This is a genomic window from Pseudomonas sp. RV120224-01b, assembly GCF_003208145.1.
Taxonomy (GTDB): domain Bacteria; phylum Pseudomonadota; class Gammaproteobacteria; order Pseudomonadales; family Pseudomonadaceae; genus Aquipseudomonas; species Aquipseudomonas monteilii.
Genome location: NZ_QKMQ01000037.1, coordinates 1 through 1,433, shown reverse-complemented (window position 1 = coordinate 1,433; position 1,433 = coordinate 1). Strand labels below are relative to the sequence as shown.

Annotated in this window: 1 protein-coding gene; it reads right to left on the bottom strand. The window is 59.5% G+C overall.

Going from position 1 to position 1,433, the window contains the following annotated elements:
- The coding region (locus N436_RS28335; RefSeq protein WP_371923315.1) for an immunoglobulin-like domain-containing protein at nt 1-1,433 on the bottom strand (1,433 nt) is incomplete at both ends.

The window sequence follows — 1,433 nt, the reverse complement described above, 5'->3', positions numbered from 1 at the left end:
CCGTCTTTGTTGGTCAGCGTGATGGTGTAGGTGATTTCGCCGCCTTCGGTGACCGAAGGGGTCGCAGTCAGCTTGGCTACCACTTCACTGATGGTGTCCGAAATTTCAACAGTAGCCGGGCCACCCAAGGCCAGGTTCTCGAAGGTGGCACCCGCAACTGTTGCGCCGGTGACGCCGAGGGTGATGGAACCTGCGTCGTTGTAGACGTCATCACCCTGGACCGAGGTCTTGTACTCGACTTCGGTTTTACCCGCTTCGATGGTCACGGTGTCGCCGTTCGACAGTGTTACGGTCAACGGACGGTCCAGCGCCTGGCTTACTTTCACAGTGAAGGAAGGCTGCTGGTCTTCGGTCACATTGCCATTGCTGACGATGCTAACGGTGACGGTATCGATGCTGTCATTGATGACAGTCGAAGCTGGAGTCGGATTCGGGGTCAACTGCTCGAAGTTGCCGCCAGTGGCGTTCTCGATAGACACACTAACGGTCGAACCGTTGCTGTAGACATCGTTCGCCGGGGTCTGGAAGTCGACACTGCCCTGGGTCTTGCCGGCCTCAACGGTAATGGTCTGGCCGTTGGACAGGGTCACGGTCACTGGCGTCTGAGCCGGGTTGCTCAGGGTCACGGTGTAGGTGATCACGCCGCCTTCAGTGACGCTTGGCGAAGCCGTCAGGGTCGCGGTCGTGTTATCGACCGAATCGTTGATCGCGGTCTGAGCCGGGGTCGGGTTGGGCGTCAGTTGTTCGAAGTTGCCACCAGTGGCGTTTTCGATGGTGACGCTAACGGTCGAACCGTTGTTGTAAACGTCGTTCGCCGGAGTCTGGAAATCAACGCTACCCTGGGTTTTTCCGGCCTCAACGGTAATGGTCTGGCCATTGGACAGGGTCACGGTTACCGGGGTCTGGGCAGGGTTGCTCAGGGTCACGGTATAGGTGATCACGCCGCCTTCGGTGACGCTTGGCGAAGCGGTCAGGGTCGCGGTGGTGTTATCGACCGAGTCGTTGATCGCGGTTTGAGCCGGGGTCGGATTCGGGGTCAACTGCTCGAAGTTGCCACCAGTGGTATTTTCGATGGTGACGCTAACGGTCGAACCGTTGTTGTAGACGTCGTTCGCCGGAGTCTGGAAGTCGACACTGCCCTGGGTCTTGCCGGCCTCAACGGTAATGGTCTGGCCGTTGGACAGGGTCACGGTTACCGGGGTCTGGGCAGGGTTGCTCAGGGTCACGGTGTAAGTGATCACGCCGCCTTCGGTCACCGACGGGCTCGCCGTCAGGGTCGCAGTGGTGTTATCGACCGAGTCGTTGATCGTGGTCTGAGCCGGGGTCGGGTTCGGCGTCAGTTGCTCGAAGTTGCCACCAGTGGCGTTCTCGATGGTGACGCTGACAGTCGAGCCGTTGTTGTAAACGTCGTTCGCCGGGGTCTGGAAGTCGAC